Raw genomic sequence first — 19,114 nt, forward strand, 5'->3', positions numbered from 1 at the left:
GAGCGTTTAACTAATACACCCACATCTTTTGGAGAATGTATTAAAACACTTCCCTTACAAAGATTGTCTGTTCATATTGGTCGAAAATTTCTTCTATAGATGAAAATAAAGTTTCTTCCGGGATGATGAACTTTATTTTTTGACCAGTTTGCAACAGTTGCTTTGAAGCCAGCTAGTAACCTTTCTCTATACTATCCCTATAAGTCCTACCCCATTTCCAACCGTTTTTCTTCTAGTATATTAAAAGCAGAATTTGATACGAGGCTCTATATCAATCTATCAATAAATTACCACTCTGTAAATATCTGAATTTTCTTTATATTGAAGGTTATCTCCTAAACAACCTCGAATAATTGTAATACATATACATAAGGAGGTTGATCTATTTTGTTTCGTTCCTTTACAAATGGTTGCGTCGCCTTAGTGCAACGCTTCTTGCCAGAACCGTTTATTTTATCATGTTTACTAACTGTTTTCGTTATCTTCTTTGGTATGTTTGCGACTCACCAAACACCTGTAGAAATGATTAATCACTGGGGTAATGGAATTTGGGGACTCCTCGCCTTTTCTATGCAAATGGCACTTGTACTCGTGACTGGATCTGCTTTAGCAAATGCTCCTCTTATTAAAAAAGGATTAACGAAAGCTGCCAGACTACCAAAAACAACTGGACAAGGCATTATTGCCATTTCAATTGTAAGTTTACTCGGTGCATACATAAACTGGGGCTTTGGAATTGTTGTATCTGTTTTATACGCAAAAGAAGTGGCAAGGCAGCTGGACGGATTAGATTATAGACTAGCAATCGCCTCTTCTTACTCTGGATTTCTCATTTGGCATGCCGGTCTTTCTGCCTCTATTCCTCTTACGTTAGCAACAGGCGGTGAAACGTTAATTAAAACGACTGCTGGAAGTATTAAAGAGGCGATTCCAATAACAGAAACGTTATTCTCACCATACGCTCTCGTTCCAGTTATTATTTTTCTCATTACGATGCCTCTCATTAATAAAGCGATGCATCCAGATGAAAAACATACGATTACAGTAGATCCTAGCGTGTTCCATGAAGAAGCTGCTGCTCAAGAAGTAGAAAAAAATACGTTCGCTGAAAAGATGGAAAATAGCATTATTATTACACTTTGCGTTGGATTGTTAGGTCTCATTTATATTTTCAATTACTTTTATACGAAAGGTGTTAACCTTACTCTCGATATCGTGATTTTTATGTTATTAATTGCAGGTCTTATTTTCCACCGTACTCCGATTCAGTATATTCGTGCTTTTTCAGACTCTACGAAAAGTGCTTCTGGCATTTTACTTCAATTTCCGTTTTACGCAGGAATTATGGGCATGATGATTGGAGCAAATAGTGAAGGACTTTCACTTGGAGGAGCTATTTCTAATTTCTTTATTAGCATTTCAAATGAAACGACTTTTCCGCTCTTTACATTTTTAAGTGCTGGCATTGTTAACATTTTCGTTCCATCTGGCGGCGGTCAATGGGCTGTGCAAGCACCAATTATGATTCCAGCTGGCGCTGAACTTGGTGTACCTGCTGCAAAAACAGCAATGGCAATTGCATGGGGCGATGCTTGGACGAATTTAATTCAACCTTTCTGGGCATTACCAGCATTAGCGATAGCTGGTTTAGGAGCTCGTGACATTATGGGATTTTGTGTTGTGAACTTACTATATGCGGGTTTTATCATTAGTCTATGCTTCTTATTTATTTAAACGAAAAGCTAGTTTTATACTAGCTTTTTTACATAATAAATCACTTATTTCCCATGAAATTTATAATCTTCTCCCACTCTAACTCCGTAAGATGTAATGACTCAAATGCAAAAAAATCTTCGCACACTTTTTCAATTAGATGTGGATTTTCCCTCAAAAAATTCCACTGTAATACTTTAGGAAGAAAATGCATTTCATATTCTTTACTTCCCCGTACTACCTGATCAACTTCTCTTTCACAAATTCCTCTTATTAAATAATCATTTCTTAACTCTATTTGAATTTGCTGAAATGTTTCGCTGCATTTTTTCAATTGAAGTAAACACGTAACATACTTCCGAAAAAGTTCGCCATCATACTGAACACAGTTTATAATACGATCGACTTCATTCATAATGCACGAGCCTTTTCTTCTATTTGTAATAACCATTTCTCACGCTTTGATACTTTACTCGTTTTCACAGATTGAAACACTGACCGTTTTATATCGCGAATGCCACAAAAACGTAAAATACCTCTCTTCATCATAATCCAATCTGCTGATCGATATAACAATGCGACGTACCATAGAGGCGAGTCTAACGTATTAATAACCCATGCTTTTTTCCCTTGCAATAATCCTTTCGGCAGAGCCCCTTCATATTTATAAGCAAATCCAGCTACGAAAATACGATCGATAAATCCTTTTAAAATTGCTGGCATCCCCCACCACCATATTGGATAGATGAATAGAAGTGTATCTGCTTCTTCTACTAACGTTCTATACCGAGCTGTTTCCTCTTCATTTACTAAATCGCGTCTTTTCTTCTCTTCATTAAATACGAGGACTGGATCAAATTGTTCTTTGTATAAATCAAGTACGGTCACTGAATGATTTGTTTCCTGTAGTCCTTTTTGCACATGATTGAAAATCGCCGCGTTAAAACTTGAAGGGTTAGGATGAGCATATATAATTAGTACGTTCACTACAAAACAACTCCCTCTATACGTTAAAGTTTCCCCTTCTTTAATAACTTCTCTACAATTTGTACGTTTTTCGAACTTTGCAACAATCGATTTAATAATATAAGTAACTCTTCTTTTTCTAAATCTTTCAGTTTCTCTTTAACTGCACTCTCACCAGCACCTTGAATATCATAAACAACTGCCACCATATGTTTACAATAATTTTCATAGGGACACTCACAGTTACTTTCTGAAAAATCTTCGAGATCGATAACTACTTCATAATTTCCTGCATTTCCAGTAACGAAAGCAAACACTTTTTTATCTTGTATTTCAACATCTTCTACATGCCCATCTTCATAATATTCATATCCCTTATCTACAATGTACTTTGGGATCCATTTCGTTATATCTTTTAATAAGTAAGCGTACATAATTGTACCCCTTCCTTTAATTCCCTTTTGACTTCAAAAATCCTGCATGTTATTCTAATTACTGTTAAGTAGCAAGTCTACGTGACAAAACGACTGACACCTATTCGGCGAAGGTGTCTCTTTTCATTTGCAGCCGATATGAATTGCCTCTTTCAGGCACATTCAATTTTTGACACTACACACTCAACACCATTCCCTGTATCAGGCTGCTTTAGCAGTCTTTTACTCTACATACTCCGTTATTTTAAGAAAAAAAGAGAGCTTAGCTCCCTTTTCTCGCCTTATACAATACCCCTTTTTCAGCATAGAGATATTCATCAGCTAATGTAATTTTCCCATCCAGTTTTAGTTCGTCTAATAATCTTGATAAATAAAATTGATGCAACATCTTTTTCGTGAATTTTCCTTCATGATGCGAAACGATATGTTCTTGAATATCTAACAATGATATCGGCTTATCTTGCTCTATCATATATTCATAAACTGTACTACGCAGTTTTACGTATTTTTCGAGTGTCACAGTAATGCGCAACCCCTTTCTTCTTAATATAAATTTTCGTAATCGGTTTTTTTGCAATAAAAAAACCTCTCCGATAAGAAGAAGTTACGTATATATCTTCGTCTTATCTCCCAGAACAAATATGTTCTGCTGGAATTAGCACCTGCATCGCGGTTGCTGGGTTTCATCGGGCCAGTCCCTCCACCTCTCTGGATAAGAAAATATTCACTTAATTCTTACTATACGTAATTCCACTTTAATTGTCAAACAAATATAATAAATATAACAAATTATATTTTCTTCCTTACTGTTCATACTACCCATATACGAACATGCAAGGAGGATTATGAAATGCATCAAAATGCTCGCGGATATGTACAAGATTCTTTTCAATCATTACAAGAAGCTAAAAATTGTTTAGAAGAAGCGCTCGAAACAGTTGAAAAAGATTTTAATCGCGCTCGTATTGAACAATCACTTTATGCTGTTGAACAAGCTATTCAACGTTGCGAGTACACCGTTCACATTTTAGAAAAAGATTAAAAACTTCCCATCAATTGATGGGAAGTTTTTTCAAATGGCATACTTCATAATTATTGCCGTTATGATTAAAAAATATACAGAATTAGCAATTTCTAAAATTCCTACTTTTATAATAGAAATTTTTTTGCCATACAACACAATTGCTCGAATGACACTTGGTATAAAAATAAGAGAACACCACGGATTAATCACAAATATGATTATCGTTAATACGATATGATATCCCCAAGATATAAGACGATACTTCGGGTTATTTTTTTCACGAATCATCGTTTTCACATAGAACGTACTACCTAAAAAGTATAAAAATGAAATAAGCGCAATGAATAATGCTGTATGATCGATTTGCTTCATTGAAAAGGAATAACTAATTAACCCACCGATACAAAACACAATAATCGCACAAATATCATTTAATAGTGCTCTTTCATTTTTTTGACGAGCGTAATACATATTCACTATAAATAATGGAATCATTACTATTACGAATAAAAGAATTCGCCACTCATATAATAAAGAAATCATCCCAAATAGGAACGCAATAAGAAAATAAATAATGGCGACTTGTAAAAACTCTTTTTTTCGTCTTTGCTTTATGTACGTAAGAAATGGGTACGTAGCTAAATAGATAAAGAACCACGCTAAAAACAATGGAATATGATAAATAGTAGGTTTCCCAAGTATGACACTTAATAAAAAAGGAATAACAAGCATGGCCCATGCACCATGTTGCTTCGGAATAACTAACTTCATTAACTATACACCTCCCTTTTGAAAAAAGTTCTCACCTACAATTATACAAATAATTTTATATAATAGCGGATGCATATTGAATCGATTTTTTGACAAAAAAATGCTCCTTACATTATGTAAGAAGCATGAAAGAGGCAAACGAATATGTAAGTCGCGACCCTACCTTATATGAGTATGCTTTTCTATGTCACGTTATGCTCATCTAATATACCGTATTTCTTTTTAAATCTTGTAAGAATCGTAATCCATGAAGTACTAAATAGTAATAAGAAAATAACATTCGAAATCGCATGGCTCAAATCAAAGTAAAAACTTGCGATATAATACGAAATGACAGTTTCCCATGTTGCTTCTCGTATAAAACCGAGAAGGCCCCAGAAATTCATAATCCAGCCAAATAAAAAGCCAACAATTACTCCGTAAAGAAGTCTTCCCCATAGCTTTTTCATAAAAAATGTATTACGAAGTAAACCTGCTATAAAACCAATCATGCCCCACGAAAACATTTGCCACGGTGTCCATGGACCTTGTCCTAAAAAAATATTAGATACGATTGCTGCTGTAGCACCAATCATAAAACCAGTTTCACTTCCAAATACAATTGCAGAAACGATAATGACAAAAGAAGTTGGTTGTACACTTGGTAAAATAGAAAATGGCACCCGGCTTACTGCTGCAATTGCCGCTAATACAGCAACGAGAACAATTTCACGTGAAACAAACGCCTTTCTTTCAAAACGGATATAGAAAGGTAACATAATAACCGCTAATAGAAACAAACTACTTAACATGTAATAACCGTCCATAACAAGTGTCGTAAAGAGTAATGTGCCGATTATTACTGCAAAGATACATATTATGAATGCAACATATTGTTTGGACAAGCTTCGTACACATCCTCCCATGTTAATGCATATGGCAATTCTTTTCGAATGAATCGATTAATAGATGTTGTATAAAAGAAGTTGCCGCTAAAAAATTCTTTCGGTGCATCATTCATAATGACTGTTCCATCAAATAACATCATACATTGATCCACGTATTTCGCTGCAAACTCAATATCATGCGTTGCCATTACAATTGTTGTACCTTCTTTTTGCAGCTTCCTAAATAGTTCTCCTACTCTTTCTTTCTTCCATGGATCCAATCCCTTTGTCGGTTCATCAAGTAATAATAACGTTGGCTTTGATAATAACGTTGTACATAACGCAAGTAATTGTTGCTCTCCTCCGCTACAATCATGCGGATGGCGTTCTTTAAGCGAGTACAACCAAAACTGTTTTAGCGTATCTTCTGCTATTTCTTTTCCTTGTTCTCCATATAATTCACGCGCACGTTCATAAACCTCGTCCCATACTGTATCAAATGTAAAATGGTAATACGGATGCTGCGATACATACCCAATACTTTTAAACCGTTCTTTCGAATCGATTTTATGTATCACTTTTCCGTTCCACTTTACTTTTCCTCTTCTCGCTTTTTGTAATCCTGCTAAAATCGTTAACAGTGTAGACTTACCTGTACCGTTTTTCCCAACGAGCGCTACCCATTTTCCTTTTTCAATCGAAACTGATAAATCACGTAAAATAAGCGGACTATTTTTTTCATATTGGAACGAAATATGCTCTGCGCTTAAAATTACCTCTTGCTTTTCACTTTGTGCTATTAGGTCATTTACATATGATATCGCTGCAAAATCATTCATTTTCATTTGCGCCTCTCGCACTGTAAACGGAATATCTCTCACATTCCACTCTAAAAATAGCCTTGGAATTTGCGGAATAAATGGACGGAATGTTTCTACTCCCCACATATCCGTAATAACAATTTTAGGACTACCATCATACATAATACGGCCATTATCCATACAAACAACGCGTGTTGCAAGCGGGATAACTTCATCTAAACGATGTTCACTTAAAATAATCGTAATTCCAAGTTCTTCATTAATCCGTTTTAATAATCCTAAAAACTCTTTTGCAGCGATTGGATCTAACTGCGCTGTCGGTTCATCTAATAATAGCAATTTCGGCTGCATAACTAATACCGCAGCTAAATTGACAAGCTGCTTCTGCCCACCAGATAACGTGTGAACAGATTGATGCAATAAATCTTGAAATCCTAAAAAGCTAATAAGCTCTGCTATTCTTTTTTGAATAATATGTGATGGTAATCCGATATTTTCTAAAGAAAATGCTAATTCTTGAATCACTGTATCCATAACAATCTGGTTTTCTGGGTTTTGAAATACCATCCCAATTTCTTGGGCAGATAACAAATCAGCTACTTCCTCTATTAAAACACCCTCATAAAATATCTCTCCAGAACGCGTACCAATTGGAAGTAACTCCTTTTTAAAATGTTTTAATAACGTCGTCTTCCCAGATCCTGATCCTCCAGCAAGTGCAATAAACTCACCTTTTTGAACAGACAGAGAAATATGCTGTAACGCTTTTTTATTTTCATCAGCATATACAAATGATAAATTGTTTATTTCTGCATGCGCCACCATATCCATTCCCTTCCTTCCATCATAATTGGTAAACTAATAAACAGTGTAAATAATACAAACATCATTCCATCGTATTGCTGGAATAAAATAGATTCGACTTTCGGATAAATAATCAATTTCCCTCCGCCATAATTACTACATACAATAGCAGCTATAAATAAAATGATTAAATAACTGAGCGTATACCAATCACGCCTTTCCATTCTATAGCGAATATACGTCGTACGCTTCGTTACACCAAATCCACGAGCTTGCATAGAATCTGCCGTTTGCAGTGCATCTTCTAATGAACAAATTAATAATACTTGCAGTAATTGCATACCATTTTTGACGCGTTCTATTATCGAACCTGAATCTACCTGCACACCTTTCGTTTTTTGGACGAGTGTGATTTTCTTTAATCGCCTTATAAACAAAGGAACAAATCTCACTGTAATCATCGTTAACAATGCAACTTTCGGTGAAATTCTTGAAAACAAATATAAAAATTTATGACTGGAAATAATATCATTGTATGACGCAAACGTAAACATAACTGCAACTAGTAATAACCCCATTACTATTCCAAACATAATCGCCTCAAGCTTAATACGGCTATCACCTAACCAAAATAACGTAGTTCGACCTCTATGCGTTAATAACGAATTAAATAAAATTACCATAAAAAAGAAAACAATTGTGCTCGGTAGCATCTTTCTTATCTTTTCGCTATTTCCTTGCATCACATTTAACATAATAATTAATACTATTGCTCCAATTAAAAAAAGAGGATGAAGACACATCATACATAGTATCATCACCCCGATATAATAGAAAAAATTCACAAAAGGATGTAAAGAAGAAAAACTTATTTTCATAGCCCTTTACCGAATGCCTTTCTTATTGTAATACGTATACCCACTCAATTGTATCTCCTGGTTTTACCGTAGCTACACCAGCACTATGGTTTGGAAAAGCACCGTTCACACGATATTTCCATCCACTAGTATCCGCAATATCTTTTTCATATAAATCATTAATACCTTTTACATAAATACTATCTCTAGATCCGCTTGCATCAACATCTAATCCTGTACGTTGTAATACTTTATACACAGTATCGCCATCTTGTACATCCATCTTTTTCGCACCCATTATATATCCGTTATTTCCTTTTACCGAGATTGTTACTTGTTTTGCTTTAGGTACTGGTGGTACTGGTGGTGGCACTGGGTTTGGTGGTGGTACCGGTGTTGGTGGAGCTGGTACACTATTGTTCTCTTCTGGCTTTTTCTTTTGCTCCTGCTTCGGTGTTTCTTTCGGCTGATTCACAACCTTTGCTTCTTCTTTTACTTCTGGTGCTTTCGGTTGTTGTTTCTCTTCTTGTGCTTGTTGCTGCTCTGGTTGCTTATTTACAGCCGGCTGTTCTTTCGGTTGTTCCTGTTGTTTCTCTTCTTTCTTTACCTCTGGTTGTGCCTGCGGCTTTTCCTCTTTCGCCTTCTCTTCTACTTTTTGTTCTTGTTTCTCTTTCTGCTCTTCTTGCTGCTTTTGCTCTGATTCAGCTTGCTTTTCTTCTGTTTTTTCTTCCGGCTTCGCTTCATCTTTTTGTACTTCTTGTTTCGCTACCTCTTCTTGCTTCGGTTCTACCTTCTTCTCAGGCTTTACAGCTGCCTCTTCACATCCGGCAAGTAGCCCGAGCGAAAGCAGTAAAGAAATGAACCATTTCACCTTACTCATCCTATCTCTCACCTTTCATACGAAAATTAGGAGCAAATAATTGCTCCTAATTTTTTGTTAAGCTGCTTTACGTCTCCATAATACATATGCAGAAGCAATACATAATACACCCATACCTACTTCTGTTGCTGCGCTATGAGAAGATGCTCCTGTTTTTGGTAGACTGTTATCGTTTCCGATTTTTTTATTCTTAACCGGTTCGTTATCTACAACTACTTTTAGATTTTCATCTTTTGTATCTTGTTGTACTTGTTTTTGTTCTTTCGGTTCTTCAATAACTTCTTTTTCTACTACATTATTTTCTGGTTCAACGACCTTTTCTGGCTCTTCAATCGGTTTTGGCTTAATTACATCACCAGCGTCTACATTAGACCAATCATAAATAGATTTTCCCATTTCCTTAAATTGAAGTAATGCTAAAAGAGCCTGTTCTGTAGCCATTCCGTTACCATTTTGATCACTTGGTAACCATTTAAATTCACCATTTGAAAGTTGATATGATAATAGGTTTTGCATTGCCTTATGAAGACGATTTTGATCTACATCTTTAACAAGCGATAATCCAATAATTGCTTGCGCAGTACTATTTGAATTTTCTTGTCCATCAGCTGAAAAACCACCATTTTGCAGCTGTTCATTATATAAATATGCAACAGCTTTTTGTATAGCTGGTTTCACATCTGATCGCTCTTGATAAGGAGCTAATGCTGATAAAACCATACCTGTTACATCAACGCTACTAGCACTATCTTTACTACCTGAACTATTATAAGTCCATCCACCGTCTGTATGCTGATTATTTAACAGTGCTTCCACTAGAGCAACTCTGTTCCATTTTGATTCAACTGGAATCTCATACTTCTTCGTATCAAATGCAAGTAAAGCAAATGCATAACCTGTAACAGAATTCACTTTATCTGACTCATACAATTTTTGAACTAAATTATGTCCACCTACATTTTTAGGGTCTGCACTCATTGCATTCATCATAATAATTGTTCTAGCTAAATCTGTCGCTGAAAAACGATTAATGCGCTTTTCTACTTTTTCAGTTACTGACTTAACATAATTTAATTTTGCCTCAATTGGCACATTCTTTCCAGAACGAGAAAGCGCTACAGCTACCCAGTCACTTTCAATTCCATCTTGTAACATCTTATCTGATGTTTTAGAAATGGCTTCGTTTAATTGTGCACTTGGATCTTGAATGTTCTCTTGCTTTGGTTGTTCTGGTTTTTCATCATTTGTTTTTGTACCATCTGGTTTTTCTTGTTTTGAACCATCCGTCTTTGGTTCTTCTGGTTTTTCTTGTTTTGGATCATTCGTCTTTGGTTCTTCTGGTTTTTCTTGTTTTGGATCATCCGTCTTCGGTTCTTCTGGTTGTTCTTGTTTTGGATCATCCGTCTTTGGTTCTTCTGGTTTGCCACCGTTAGGTTCTTCTGTTTTACATGTCCCGAACTTATCTAACGTTTCTTTCAATGTTTCCTGGCTTATATTGCTCCAGTCTGAAACAAAGCGAAAGACAACAACATCTCCAGATTTTAATTTATAACTATCTGCTCCGACTTCTGCAGACTTATCATTTACATCATATAGCCAAGCACTTGTAGCCCCGGCCATTAAACCATCGATTCCTTTTACATATGTTCCAAACGACATCGTTTCAGATTCTACTTTGTCCCCCATGACCTTTTGCAGCAAACTTAAAGCTGTTTCCCCATCTTTAATTTGCTCTTCTTTCGGACATAACATAATGCCCTTTTGTGATTCCCCAATAATTGCAAGTTTTGCTGTATTTCCTTCAGCAAACGTAATATGTACTGTATTCGCAAAAGAAACAAATACAAGTGTCACTGCCATTAACGACGTAAGCAGCCACTTTTTCAACATTGCCATCCCAAAATTTCCTCCCTTACTACCATTTACACAAAAAAAGGCCCTTCAAGGGCGTGCGATTGACACTCTCTTTTTGTAAGTGTCGAACAAAAATGTACAACACCTCCTACCCGCATTATTCGCGGCTATATTTATATAGGAAAAATAATTTTGTTTATGAACGTATCATTGTGATAACATTCACTTTTCTTGGCACAACTTACTTCCATTTAAGTTATCGTAAAACGATAAACCTATACATTCTGTAAATTTTAAATTTCTGTATTATTTTACTATTGACAAAGAATTTTGTCCATGCTTTATCGGATTTATTTTCTAAGAATAATAACTTATTAACTCTTAACGATGTAAACTCTTTTCACTAATAATGACGCCATCTTCATCCGCATAGACATATTCATTTGGATTCCAATCCACTTGTCCAAAGTGCAATGAAATATTTCGTTCTCCTTTTCCTTCTTTCACACTTCTATTTGGCATCGTTCCTAACGCTAAAATACCAATATTAATATTCTTTAGTTCACTAGAATCACGAACATACCCATTCACAATAATTCCTGCTAGCTTTCTTTCTTCCGCAATAGCTGCCAAATTATCACCAAGTAACGCACAATTCGTAGACGCTCCGCCATCAACAACTAATACTGTTCCTTCTGGTAATGTTTGCAATCCTTCCTTCACTAGTACATTATCATCTTTCACTTTTACAGTTGCAATTTTCCCGTGGAATTGTTCTTTCTTCCCAAAAGACCGAAAAGACTGGCGACATATTTGTAATTCCTTTTCAAATTCATCACATAGATCAGTAGTTTTCCACATCTTGTTCCCTCTTTTCCTTTTTCTTTCTACATAACATATTCTTGGCTTATTATCGTTTCCCTGTCTAATATTGCAATAATTTGTACGTGCGGGAAAAGGATACAAAAACTATTGCCTTAAGAAGCTACCTTTATTATAATCTATTTCACAGATCAAATTCAGAATATTAAAAATTAACCAAGTGAAGAAGGAGGGATTTTATGCAAATACAAACTGAGGCAAAAAAACAACCTAGTAAACAAAAGTTTAAAATGCCTGATGCGTACGTACTGCTATTTTTTATTGCCTTACTTTGCGCCATTGCTACTTATTTCGTTCCTGCTGGAGAATTTAAAAGGGTTACAAACGGGACCGTTACAACGACAATACCAGGTAGCTACCATTCTGTTCCGCAATCACCTGTAGGATTTGTTTCTTTTTTTACCGCTATTGAAAAAGGAATGACACTTGCTGCTCCTATTATCTTTCTAATTTTATTTACAGGTGGAGCTATTGCAATTCTTGAAAAAACAGGTGCTCTTGACGGTTTAATCTATCATGTTATTAACAAATTTCGTAATCAGCAATTACTTTTCATTTGTATAGTTGCTGCGCTTTTTTCTATTCTTGGAACGACTGGTATTATCGTTAACTCAGTTATCGGTTTTATCCCCATCGGCATCATCGTTGCCCGCACGTTAAAATGGGACGCTATCGTCGGCGTAGCAATTATTTATTTAGGCACTTATGCTGGTTTTAATGCTACTATTTTATCTCCCTCACCTTTAGGCATTTCACAAAAGATCGCAGAACTTCCGATGTTTTCCGGGATTGGTTTACGCACCGCAATCTATATATCTTTTTTACTTGCCACTATCCTTTATATAAATTGGTATGTAAAACGCTTGAAAAAATCAAATAAAGGAAGCATCCTTGGCGACAACTGGTTTCCAAGTAACGCTCTTTCAAGCGAAAAAGAAACAGAGAAAAAAGAAGTCCCTTGGACGATACGTCATAAATTAATTTTACTCGTTTCAGCTTTATCATTAATTGCATTTTTAATAGGCGCTTTTCGTCTACATTGGACGGACGCAGAAATGACCGCTACTTTTATTTTCATAGCAATTACAGCAGGAATAATAGGTGGCATGAAAGCAAACGATATCGCATCCACTTTTCTAACTGGCTGCCAAAATCTTATCTACGGTGCTTTAATCGTCGGAATGGCTCGCTGTATTTCAGTCATTTTAGAACAAGGCAAATTACTTGATACTATCGTTAACCAGCTCGCACAGTCTCTTGAAGGACAAAGCCCTGTATTTGGCGTTATCGGTATGTACGTAAGTAGTGCTGCATTACATTTCCTTATTTCATCCGGGACAGGAGAATCGGTTATTTTTATTCCGATATTAGCTCCATTAGCTGATTTCATGCACATTACACGCCAAGTTACAGTACAGGCTGTTATGCTCGGAGAAGGTGTAGTAAACTGCTTAAATCCAACTTCCGGTGTTTTAATGGGCGTTCTCGCAGCAAGCGGGATTTCTTATGGAAAATGGATTCGTTTCATGGCTCCACTTGCACTCATTTGGTTTATCATTGGACTTGTTTTTCTTATTGTTGGGGTGAATATTGAGTGGGGACCTTACTAAATACTTAACTAGATAAATAAGTACTATCGTTCCATATAAATATCTATTCTATTTCCCTCACTAGTCCTATAAAAATCATTTATTCTAGTAAAAATATAAGAAGGGATTGATCATAATGATCAATCCCTTTTATCAAAATATAATACCTTTAAAAATCTTAGTTCCAGATTTTATTTACCCATTCTGGATGATCAATAAAAGGGTTGCGGTTATGTTGATATTTTGTAAAAATCACTTCATTACGCTTTCGCTCTAAATCATCGACCGGGTCTTGTTCATTCCATTTTAATAAGACAGATAGTTTCCCCATGTATGGATCTTTATTGTTATTCACTTTTTCATTTAGTTCTAAATCTATTTCGCCGTTGTCTCCCTCGTAACGAACAGCCATATAAAACAGCATTCTAGCAATATCTCCTTTTACACTATCACGAGGTTCCCAAGAATCACTATCATATTTACATTCTGTCGCTTCAGAATGATTTACACCACCGTTATCAAAATCTAGATTTCCACGTAAACTATTTACAGATACATCCGTCGCTCTTAAATGATGTAGATCTGTTCCAGGTCCTGCAGTCGTTCCAAAGTCACCGTGAGATTTTGCCCAAACATGCTCTCGGTTCCAGTTATTTACTCCTGATCCATTCGTAAGTTTCCCTTGCGAACGACCAGTATATAAGAGTATCACATTATTTTTATTATTCGGATCTTCATCAGTATCTCTTAACGCTTCCCAAACCGCACTGTATGATAACTTTGTATGATTATCAATAATATTATGCAATTCCTTCTTTAATTCTAACCCCGTTTTTCCTATTGCATTATTATAATATGTATCGTCATAATTTTTTACAATAATCTCCTGTGCTGATGCAGGAACCACTTCACCATGTATAGTATCTGTGAATGATAGAGATGCAGAACCTAAAATAAAAAATGAAGATAGTGTAACCATAGCAATCTTTGTATTTCGAAACTTCATATACCTATTCCCCTTTAAAATATAATTTAAAGCTATTAACTAAAAAGTGCTTTCTAACCCCCGAAACCTTTTAGAAACCCATACCCCTTTTCTGTTTATTTAATACAAGACTCTATCCAGTCTGTATCACTTCTAAACTTTTTGTTTATTCACATTCCAAACAATTTCACTTTTTACAAGGAATATCCTTTTCTTATAAAGATTATTAACATATTCTTTACAACTAAAAAGTAGTTTAATATTAACTTATAAATTTAAATTTATTTATGCAATAATGCATATTTGATAAATACTTTAAAAAACAGTTTGAATAAAATGCATTCAAAGAAAACCGTGCCACAAAACAGATACGGTCTAAGACAGAAATAATAAAAATTAAGATGATAGCTCGACTTTTCCCTTTTCCATAACTATCTTTATTTTTGTGTAAAACCTTTCTTTCTCTGAATAATACGTACAAAAATAGATTGGATACCATGTAGGCACCAATCTATTTTAATTAAAGAAACTGTGTCATTTCTGAGTTCACAACACGTTGTGCAGTAATAATAACATTTTCAGCTGTTAGTCCATAAACACTATATAGTCCACCAGGTTGATTAGGAACAATTTGAACTTCATATTCAAATGCTTGTCCAAGAGCCGGATGAACTAAACTTAGAGTTGCAAAAGTAGAAGCATTAGAATTCACATTGAAGTTTACCTGTTCAATTAATACTAATGAACCGTCAAGTCTAAAAACTCTAGCTACTCCAGTAAGTGGGCCCGCAGTACGGTTAAGGATCTTCACCCTAACTTTATTTGCATTAGCAGGTTGATTTCCTACGTTTTCAATTGGTCCTGTAGTAAGAGCCATATAACACCACCTCCATTATATTATTATTATATTCAATGATGAACATTAATGTTACAGTCTAATTACCCAATTTATTTAAAATAAAAAGAAGCTCCAAATTCTATTATATTTAGGTCATAGATATTAAACTTAATAAAATCAAAGGCAGGAACATATTTGATATGTTCCTGCCTTTTTATTGTGGGATACCGATAAATAGCCCTCTAGCTAAGATTTTAAAGTGCTACAAAATCAAAAATTTTATCTCACCAAAGTTTTCTACGAGAATCCAGTGAACAGCTTATTTACATAATTTTTGTTCTCAGAAGTTGATCTTGTAGCGCTCTTTCTCGTAATTCACTATGTTTTCCAAAGAAAATAGTGAAAAACAGGGCGGTGAATACATTTACAAAATGACAAAACTGTAAGAATACACGAATGTTTGTAAGAAAGTTCGATGTTTTCTTTTTCCTTTTTTTATTATAGTGAAAAAGAAGAACAAAATATTCTCTTATGTAGGAAAGGAAGATAATAATGATCGATCTATTAAATAAATGGATGTTAGAAAGTACAGCCAATTTTAATATCGTTGTAGGACTTACAGCACTTCTATTTTTGGGTTCAGTAATTGCACTTATTATTATTTACAAAAAAATTGGTAAACCGGTTGAAAGAACAAATGCTATTTATTTAAAAATTACTTCTCGTATGTTTACTACTCAAATTCTAATGAATGCTATCTTTATTTCTTTAGTTGGTAAAGATATTGAGAATTTCCGTCAAATCTTTATATTATTTGAAGCTTTTGTATTCTTTATTGGAGCTATTTATTCGTTTAAATTATATAGACAGGAGTACAAATGATTCACTTATAAGAAACAATAAAAAACAGTAGTGATTTTACATTACTGTTTTTTATTGTTCATTTTTAATTGTAAACTTTTCATTTTTAGTTAACTGTATATTCTATACATATGAGGTTAACATAACCCATCATTAGCGTTAGCGAGGAAAAAGGACAACCCTGCTCTCACAAGTGAACCCTTTTTTAGTTCTATGAATCTATACATATTATATACATTCCTATCCTAACGTGGTTTTAGTGCTCTTGTTTGTTACTGGATTAGCCAAAAAACTGTATAAAATCTTGCATACTATTAGCGTGTTTTTTCAAAAATACTGGCATCCCCCAATTTGTGCTTTCTTATGGATATTTCTTGACTCCTCATTAAAACACTCTCCTGTTCTTTGTCTATCTTTAAGAATAAACCCTGCTTGTTTATTTCAAGTTCTTGCATCGAGGTTTTACCTTCTCCCAAAGCCAAACAAACAATTCAGATTACATGCCTATATCAAACTAAACATTCAATCTTTATCCAGTTTGTAAATAAAATAGGATAATCAGCCCCATAACGGACTAACTATCCTATAAATTATTATCTAAATTCAATAAAGTGAAACTTTAATCAGCCCTCACCAATCGGGCTTTTACGGGCAGTTGATCCCCACCTAATTTCTTTGCTTCCGCTGAAATTTGAGATGAGGGTCTTACTGCCCGGCAAATAGCGGGATAAAACTAGAACTTCTTTTCCTATGTATCATTACTTCGTTACCTCACCAAACTGCGCTCTCGTCACTTTCGCCAAGTCATCAACTTTCAGCTCAATTTGTATACCAATTTTCCCGCCACTTACAATCATCGTTTCAAGTGATTGGGCACTTTCATCAATACATGTAGAAAATAACTTCTTCATTCCGACTGGCGAACAACCGCCGCGAATATATCCTGACACTTTCGTAATATCTTTTACAGGAATCATTTCAATTTTCTTTTCACTTACTGCTTTTGCGGCAGCTTTTAAATTTAGTTCCTCATCTACCGGAATAATAAACACATGATAATTTTTACTATTCCCTTGAGCGATTAACGTTTTATATACTTCTCTCACTTCTCGTCCAATTTTCTCGGCTACTGATACGCCATCAATTTTCCCATCGTCTGGATCATATGACATCATCGAATATTCAATTTTTTCTTTATCTAATATTCGCATCGCATTTGTTTTATCTTTTTTCATAGTGATCTCCTTAAAAGGTTATTTCATATTATTAAGTTTTATTATACACCCTTTTCCATTTCTCCTACATAACTTCACGTATATTTCAAAACTAAAAATATTGATAATTCAAAAATCATCTGATATAATTTGGAAAAACTTACGTTAAGGAGAGATTTGCAATGCTAAATTTTAATACTTCTTTCCAACTTCATCATCAAACGTAACGCCGTGTATCCGAAGAAAAATTTTTCTTCGTGGGTACAGGGCTTTTCCTGTTGACCCACGAAGCGTTCATAAAGCTATGTGGGTATTTTTATACCTGCATAGCTTTTTTTAATTTGAAAAAGGAGTGATTATGATGGAAATGAGAAATGTAAAAGGAACGAAAGACTATTTACCAGAGGAGCAAGTGCTGCGAAATAAAATTAAAAGAGCTTGTGAAGATACGTTTGAACGATACGGATGCAAACCTTTAGAAACGCCGACGTTAAATATGTATGAGCTTATGTCTTACAAGTACGGCGGTGGCGATGAAATATTAAAAGAAATATATACACTTCAGGATCAAGGAAAACGTGAGCTCGCCTTACGATACGATTTAACTATTCCATTCGCAAAGGTTGTGGCAATGAATCCGAACCTCCGCCTCCCTTTTAAACGTTATGAGATTGGGAAAGTATTTCGAGATGGGCCAATTAAACAAGGAAGATTTCGTGAATTTATACAATGCGACGTTGATATCGTCGGTGTTGAGTCTGTCATGGCAGAAGCTGAACTTATGGCTATGGCGTTTGAGCTGTTCCGAACGTTAAACTTAGAGATAACGATCCAATATAATAACCGAAAATTGTTAAATGGTATTCTTCAGGCCATTAACATCCCTACTGAGTTAACAAGTGACGTCATTTTATCATTAGATAAAATCGAAAAGATTGGGATTGATGGTGTACGAAAAGATGTATTAGAGCGCGGAATTTCTGAAGAAATGGCTGATACGATATGTAATACCGTATTATCTTGTCTAAAGCTTACTATCGCTGACTTTAAAGAAGCTTTCAATAATCCACTCGTTGCCGATGGAGTAAACGAACTACAACAATTACAGCAATATTTAATCGCCCTTGGAATAAATGAAAATACGATATTCAACCCGTTTTTAGCGCGAGGACTCACAATGTATACAGGTACTGTATATGAAATCTTTTTAAAAGATAGATCCATTACATCTAGCATCGGTAGCGGCGGCCGTTACGATAACATTATCGGAGCATTCCGTGGTGATAATATGAACTATCCAACAGTCGGTATTTCATTCGGTTTAGACGTTATTTATACAGCACTATCGCAGAAAGAAACAATCTCATCTACAGCGGATCTATTTATCATCCCACTCGGGACAGAGTTACAATGCTTACAAATTGCCCAGCAATTACGTTCTACCACTTCCTTAAAAGTCGAACTAGAACTAGCAGGACGCAAATTAAAACGTGCCCTTAATTATGCCAATAAAGAGAATATCCCTTATGTGCTTATTATTGGGGAAAACGAACTTAGTACAAACACTGTTGTGTTGCGGAATATGAAGGAAGGTAGTGAGGTGAAGGTTCCGATTTCTTCTTTAAGTAATTATTTATAATACGAACCACCCTCGTTTGGGTGGTTTTTCTATTTTATAGATACCTAACAATTAGTTTACATAAAATTATTATAATCTATCAAAAATACAAATAAACAATATCCAATTACCTATTA

20 protein-coding genes and 1 riboswitch are annotated in these 19,114 nt (G+C 35.0%); of the genes, 5 read left to right on the forward strand and 15 right to left on the reverse strand.

Annotated features, from left to right (window positions below):
• Positions 1 to 387: 387 nt before the first annotated feature.
• Positions 388 to 1,734: a short-chain fatty acid transporter gene (locus V7S45_RS16070; protein ID WP_000490032.1), complete on the forward strand. Its 1,347-nt coding sequence runs from the start codon at positions 388 to 390 to the stop codon at positions 1,732 to 1,734.
• Positions 1,735 to 1,774: 40 nt separating this feature from the next.
• On the opposite strand, the gene V7S45_RS16075 is transcribed toward V7S45_RS16070, so the two are convergent.
• From V7S45_RS16075 to V7S45_RS16090, 4 genes are all read right to left on the reverse strand, one after another.
• Positions 1,775 to 2,128, reverse strand: a complete 354-nt coding sequence (locus V7S45_RS16075; protein WP_001006475.1) for a hypothetical protein — start codon at positions 2,126 to 2,128, stop codon at positions 1,775 to 1,777.
• The gene (locus V7S45_RS16080; RefSeq protein ID WP_001101572.1) at positions 2,125 to 2,700 is read right to left on the reverse strand and encodes an NAD(P)H-dependent oxidoreductase; all 576 of its coding nucleotides are present in this window, start codon (positions 2,698 to 2,700) and stop codon (positions 2,125 to 2,127) included. Before V7S45_RS16080 ends, V7S45_RS16075 begins: the two co-directional genes overlap by 4 nt.
• A gap of 23 nt (positions 2,701 to 2,723) precedes the next feature.
• Entirely contained in the window at positions 2,724 to 3,113 is a 390-nt protein-coding gene (locus V7S45_RS16085) for an SWIM zinc finger family protein (RefSeq protein ID WP_000271529.1), read from the reverse strand.
• A 262-nt stretch (positions 3,114 to 3,375) separates the two neighbouring features.
• Entirely contained in the window at positions 3,376 to 3,633 is a 258-nt protein-coding gene (locus V7S45_RS16090) for a hypothetical protein (RefSeq protein ID WP_000171476.1), read from the reverse strand.
• Positions 3,634 to 3,733: 100 nt separating this feature from the next.
• Positions 3,734 to 3,832, reverse strand: a riboswitch (SAM riboswitch).
• Between the two features lie 131 nt (positions 3,833 to 3,963).
• Between V7S45_RS16090 and V7S45_RS16095 the strand changes: the two genes are divergently transcribed.
• Positions 3,964 to 4,155, forward strand: a complete 192-nt coding sequence (locus tag V7S45_RS16095; protein ID WP_000554032.1) for a hypothetical protein — start codon at positions 3,964 to 3,966, stop codon at positions 4,153 to 4,155.
• 30 nt (positions 4,156 to 4,185) lie between these two features.
• Here the strand turns inward: V7S45_RS16095 and V7S45_RS16100 are convergent, their stop codons facing one another.
• From V7S45_RS16100 to rraA, 7 genes are all read right to left on the reverse strand, one after another.
• A complete protein-coding gene (locus V7S45_RS16100) occupies positions 4,186 to 4,908 on the reverse strand; it encodes a YwiC-like family protein (protein ID WP_000779986.1) in 723 nt (240 codons plus the stop codon).
• Between the two features lie 182 nt (positions 4,909 to 5,090).
• Positions 5,091 to 5,792 (reverse strand): ECF transporter S component, encoded by a 702-nt coding sequence (locus tag V7S45_RS16105; RefSeq protein ID WP_000043896.1) that lies wholly within the window; start codon positions 5,790 to 5,792, stop codon positions 5,091 to 5,093.
• Positions 5,765 to 7,426, reverse strand: coding sequence for an energy-coupling factor ABC transporter ATP-binding protein (locus tag V7S45_RS16110; RefSeq protein WP_002182900.1), 1,662 nt, complete (start codon positions 7,424 to 7,426; stop codon positions 5,765 to 5,767). Before V7S45_RS16110 ends, V7S45_RS16105 begins: the two co-directional genes overlap by 28 nt.
• Positions 7,399 to 8,277: an energy-coupling factor transporter transmembrane component T gene (locus V7S45_RS16115; RefSeq protein WP_002182901.1), complete on the reverse strand. Its 879-nt coding sequence runs from the start codon at positions 8,275 to 8,277 to the stop codon at positions 7,399 to 7,401. The genes V7S45_RS16110 and V7S45_RS16115 overlap by 28 nt, the downstream gene beginning before the upstream one ends.
• A gap of 22 nt (positions 8,278 to 8,299) precedes the next feature.
• Positions 8,300 to 9,136 (reverse strand): DUF4430 domain-containing protein, encoded by an 837-nt coding sequence (locus tag V7S45_RS16120; protein WP_000048900.1) that lies wholly within the window; start codon positions 9,134 to 9,136, stop codon positions 8,300 to 8,302.
• Between the two features lie 57 nt (positions 9,137 to 9,193).
• Positions 9,194 to 11,032 carry a DUF4430 domain-containing protein gene (locus V7S45_RS16125; RefSeq protein ID WP_025686828.1) on the reverse strand — a complete coding sequence of 613 codons (1,839 nt, stop codon included), beginning with the start codon at positions 11,030 to 11,032 and terminating at the stop codon, positions 9,194 to 9,196.
• A 339-nt stretch (positions 11,033 to 11,371) separates the two neighbouring features.
• The gene (rraA, locus tag V7S45_RS16130) at positions 11,372 to 11,851 is read right to left on the reverse strand and encodes a ribonuclease E activity regulator RraA (RefSeq protein ID WP_000266037.1); all 480 of its coding nucleotides are present in this window, start codon (positions 11,849 to 11,851) and stop codon (positions 11,372 to 11,374) included.
• A 200-nt stretch (positions 11,852 to 12,051) separates the two neighbouring features.
• On the opposite strand from rraA, the gene V7S45_RS16135 reads away from it, so the two are divergent.
• Entirely contained in the window at positions 12,052 to 13,482 is a 1,431-nt protein-coding gene (locus tag V7S45_RS16135) for an SLC13 family permease (protein WP_025686826.1), read from the forward strand.
• 157 nt (positions 13,483 to 13,639) lie between these two features.
• Here the strand turns inward: V7S45_RS16135 and V7S45_RS16140 are convergent, their stop codons facing one another.
• Positions 13,640 to 14,467, reverse strand: coding sequence for an endonuclease (locus tag V7S45_RS16140; RefSeq protein WP_342761425.1), 828 nt, complete (start codon positions 14,465 to 14,467; stop codon positions 13,640 to 13,642).
• Positions 14,468 to 14,966: 499 nt separating this feature from the next.
• Positions 14,967 to 15,323, reverse strand: coding sequence for a hypothetical protein (locus V7S45_RS16145; RefSeq protein ID WP_001229416.1), 357 nt, complete (start codon positions 15,321 to 15,323; stop codon positions 14,967 to 14,969).
• 513 nt (positions 15,324 to 15,836) lie between these two features.
• Between V7S45_RS16145 and V7S45_RS16150 the strand changes: the two genes are divergently transcribed.
• Positions 15,837 to 16,166 (forward strand): hypothetical protein, encoded by a 330-nt coding sequence (locus V7S45_RS16150; protein WP_000566271.1) that lies wholly within the window; start codon positions 15,837 to 15,839, stop codon positions 16,164 to 16,166.
• A 293-nt stretch (positions 16,167 to 16,459) separates the two neighbouring features.
• Here the strand turns inward: V7S45_RS16150 and V7S45_RS16155 are convergent, their stop codons facing one another.
• Both V7S45_RS16155 and ybaK read right to left on the reverse strand, forming a co-directional pair.
• Positions 16,460 to 16,600 carry a hypothetical protein gene (locus V7S45_RS16155; RefSeq protein ID WP_001156924.1) on the reverse strand — a complete coding sequence of 47 codons (141 nt, stop codon included), beginning with the start codon at positions 16,598 to 16,600 and terminating at the stop codon, positions 16,460 to 16,462.
• Positions 16,601 to 16,903: 303 nt separating this feature from the next.
• Complete coding sequence (ybaK, locus tag V7S45_RS16160; RefSeq protein WP_000710860.1) at positions 16,904 to 17,380, reverse strand: Cys-tRNA(Pro) deacylase; 477 nt, start codon at positions 17,378 to 17,380, stop codon at positions 16,904 to 16,906.
• Positions 17,381 to 17,717: 337 nt separating this feature from the next.
• On the opposite strand from ybaK, the gene V7S45_RS16165 reads away from it, so the two are divergent.
• A complete protein-coding gene (locus V7S45_RS16165) occupies positions 17,718 to 18,998 on the forward strand; it encodes a histidine--tRNA ligase (RefSeq protein WP_002164489.1) in 1,281 nt (426 codons plus the stop codon).
• Positions 18,999 to 19,114: the final 116 nt, after the last annotated feature.

It is taken from the genome of Bacillus sp. BR3(2024), assembly GCF_039134555.1.
GTDB lineage: Bacteria > Bacillota > Bacilli > Bacillales > Bacillaceae_G > Bacillus_A > Bacillus_A cereus.

Bases quoted from the DNA above. Each gene is read 5' to 3' on its own strand.
- V7S45_RS16075 (WP_001006475.1), bottom strand. From the start codon at position 2,128: ATGAATGAAGTCGATCGTATTATAAACTGTGTTCAGTATGATGGCGAA.
- V7S45_RS16085 (WP_000271529.1), bottom strand. From the start codon at position 3,113: ATGTACGCTTACTTATTAAAAGATATAACGAAATGGATCCCAAAGTAC.
- V7S45_RS16095 (WP_000554032.1), top strand. From the start codon at position 3,964: ATGCATCAAAATGCTCGCGGATATGTACAAGATTCTTTTCAATCATTA.
- V7S45_RS16100 (WP_000779986.1), bottom strand. From the start codon at position 4,908: ATGAAGTTAGTTATTCCGAAGCAACATGGTGCATGGGCCATGCTTGTT.
- V7S45_RS16110 (WP_002182900.1), bottom strand. From the start codon at position 7,426: ATGGATATGGTGGCGCATGCAGAAATAAACAATTTATCATTTGTATAT.
- V7S45_RS16115 (WP_002182901.1), bottom strand. From the start codon at position 8,277: ATGAAAATAAGTTTTTCTTCTTTACATCCTTTTGTGAATTTTTTCTAT.
- V7S45_RS16120 (WP_000048900.1), bottom strand. From the start codon at position 9,136: ATGAGTAAGGTGAAATGGTTCATTTCTTTACTGCTTTCGCTCGGGCTA.
- V7S45_RS16125 (WP_025686828.1), bottom strand. From the start codon at position 11,032: ATGGCAATGTTGAAAAAGTGGCTGCTTACGTCGTTAATGGCAGTGACA.
- rraA (WP_000266037.1), bottom strand. From the start codon at position 11,851: ATGTGGAAAACTACTGATCTATGTGATGAATTTGAAAAGGAATTACAA.
- V7S45_RS16135 (WP_025686826.1), top strand. From the start codon at position 12,052: ATGCAAATACAAACTGAGGCAAAAAAACAACCTAGTAAACAAAAGTTT.
- V7S45_RS16140 (WP_342761425.1), bottom strand. From the start codon at position 14,467: ATGAAGTTTCGAAATACAAAGATTGCTATGGTTACACTATCTTCATTT.
- V7S45_RS16145 (WP_001229416.1), bottom strand. From the start codon at position 15,323: ATGGCTCTTACTACAGGACCAATTGAAAACGTAGGAAATCAACCTGCT.
- V7S45_RS16150 (WP_000566271.1), top strand. From the start codon at position 15,837: ATGATCGATCTATTAAATAAATGGATGTTAGAAAGTACAGCCAATTTT.
- V7S45_RS16155 (WP_001156924.1), bottom strand. From the start codon at position 16,600: ATGCAAGAACTTGAAATAAACAAGCAGGGTTTATTCTTAAAGATAGAC.
- ybaK (WP_000710860.1), bottom strand. From the start codon at position 17,380: ATGAAAAAAGATAAAACAAATGCGATGCGAATATTAGATAAAGAAAAA.
- V7S45_RS16165 (WP_002164489.1), top strand. From the start codon at position 17,718: ATGATGGAAATGAGAAATGTAAAAGGAACGAAAGACTATTTACCAGAG.